This window comes from Azotobacter beijerinckii, from assembly GCF_900110885.1.
In the GTDB taxonomy this organism is placed as follows: Bacteria; Pseudomonadota; Gammaproteobacteria; order Pseudomonadales; family Pseudomonadaceae; genus Azotobacter; species Azotobacter beijerinckii.
Genome location: NZ_FOFJ01000172.1, coordinates 1 through 1,230, shown reverse-complemented (window position 1 = coordinate 1,230; position 1,230 = coordinate 1). Strand labels below are relative to the sequence as shown.

The following is a 1,230-nucleotide window of genomic DNA, read 5'->3' as shown; positions in this document are numbered from 1 at the left end:
ACCACGTCGACCCCGGCGAGGATCAGGCCTTCGAGGACTTCGGGGGTTTCGGTGGCTGGGCCGAGGGTGGCGACGATCTTGGTTCTTCGCAGCATTTTGTAGAGTCCTCCAGGGGAACTTTCTATCTATGCAAAAGCGGGCACGCGGAAAAAACTTCGGCCGAGCCGGTCAGCCCAGCAGTTGCAGGGCCTCGGCGCTGGCCTGCTGGATGCGCTGCCAGTCGCCTTCGCGCATCCAGGTGCTGTCCAGCATCCAGCTGCCGCCCACGCACATCACGTTGGGCTGCGCCATGTAGTTCTTGACGTTGCTCGGATTGACGCCGCCGGTGGGGCAGAAACGGACGTTGCCGAACGGCCCGCCGAGTGCTTTCAGCGCCGGGATGCCGCCGGAAATCTCGGCGGGGAACAGCTTGAAGCGGCGGTAGCCAAGGGCGTAGCCGAGCATGATTTCCGAGGCGCTGCTGATGCCCGGCAGCAACGGCACCGGGCAGCTCACTCCGGCCTTCAGCAGCTCGGGCGTGCAGCCGGGGGTGATGACGAACTGCGCTCCCGCCGCCACGGCGGCGTCCAGCATCTCCTCGTCGAGCACGGTGCCGGCGCCGACGCAGAGTTCCGGGCGCGCTTCGCGCAGCACGCGGATGGCGGTCAGGCCGTGCTCGGAGCGCAGGGTGACCTCCAGGGTGCGCAGGCCGCCGGCGGCCAGGGCATCGGCCAGCGGCAGGATGTCCGCCTCGCGCTCGATGGTGATGACGGGAAGGATGCGAGCCTCTGCGCACAGCCGATCGATCAGGGCAACCTTGTCGGCCATGCTCGGCACGGCTGGGGAGGTTGCCGGCTTATTGTTCTGGATGCTGCTCATATCGGTTGTTCCTTCGGGCTCACAGGCACGGGTAGAGGTCGTGGAAATGCGGAAAACAGGTGCGGACCGGCTTCTGGATAGCGCTGTCCCTGGCGGGCCGGACAGCCCGCGGATTCGTTCGGGTCGGGCCGCCGGAGGGCCTCAGAAATCGCCATACCAGCTCTTCCCGTCGCGGGTGATCAGGGCAATCGACGCCAGCGGCCCCCAGCTGCCTGCCGCATAGGGCTTGGGCGCCTCGCCCTGCAGGCGCCAGCCGGCGATCAGCCGGTCGCACCATAGCCAGGCGTGCTCGATCTCGTCCTTGCGCACGAAGAGGTTCTGGTTGCCCTTCATCACCTCCAGCAGCAGCCGCTCGTAGGCGTCGGGGATCCT

General features: G+C 67.1%; 2 protein-coding genes and 1 pseudogene. All 3 read right to left on the bottom strand.

Features of this window, described 5'->3' with window-relative positions:
* Positions 1-95 (bottom strand): pyruvate kinase (locus BMY22_RS24210; RefSeq protein WP_139204512.1); only part of this gene is annotated, 95 nt, incomplete at its 3' end.
* A 73-nt stretch (positions 96-168) separates the two neighbouring features.
* A complete protein-coding gene (locus BMY22_RS23465) occupies positions 169-858 on the bottom strand; it encodes a bifunctional 4-hydroxy-2-oxoglutarate aldolase/2-dehydro-3-deoxy-phosphogluconate aldolase (protein WP_170849508.1) in 690 nt (229 codons plus the stop codon).
* A 141-nt stretch (positions 859-999) separates the two neighbouring features.
* Positions 1,000-1,230, bottom strand: a pseudogene (locus BMY22_RS23460) (glucose-6-phosphate dehydrogenase); the annotation flags it as partial.

Coding starts and splice junctions, on each gene's coding strand:
- BMY22_RS23465 (WP_170849508.1), bottom strand. CDS start 858: ATGAGCAGCATCCAGAACAATAAGCCGGCAACCTCCCCAGCCGTGCCG.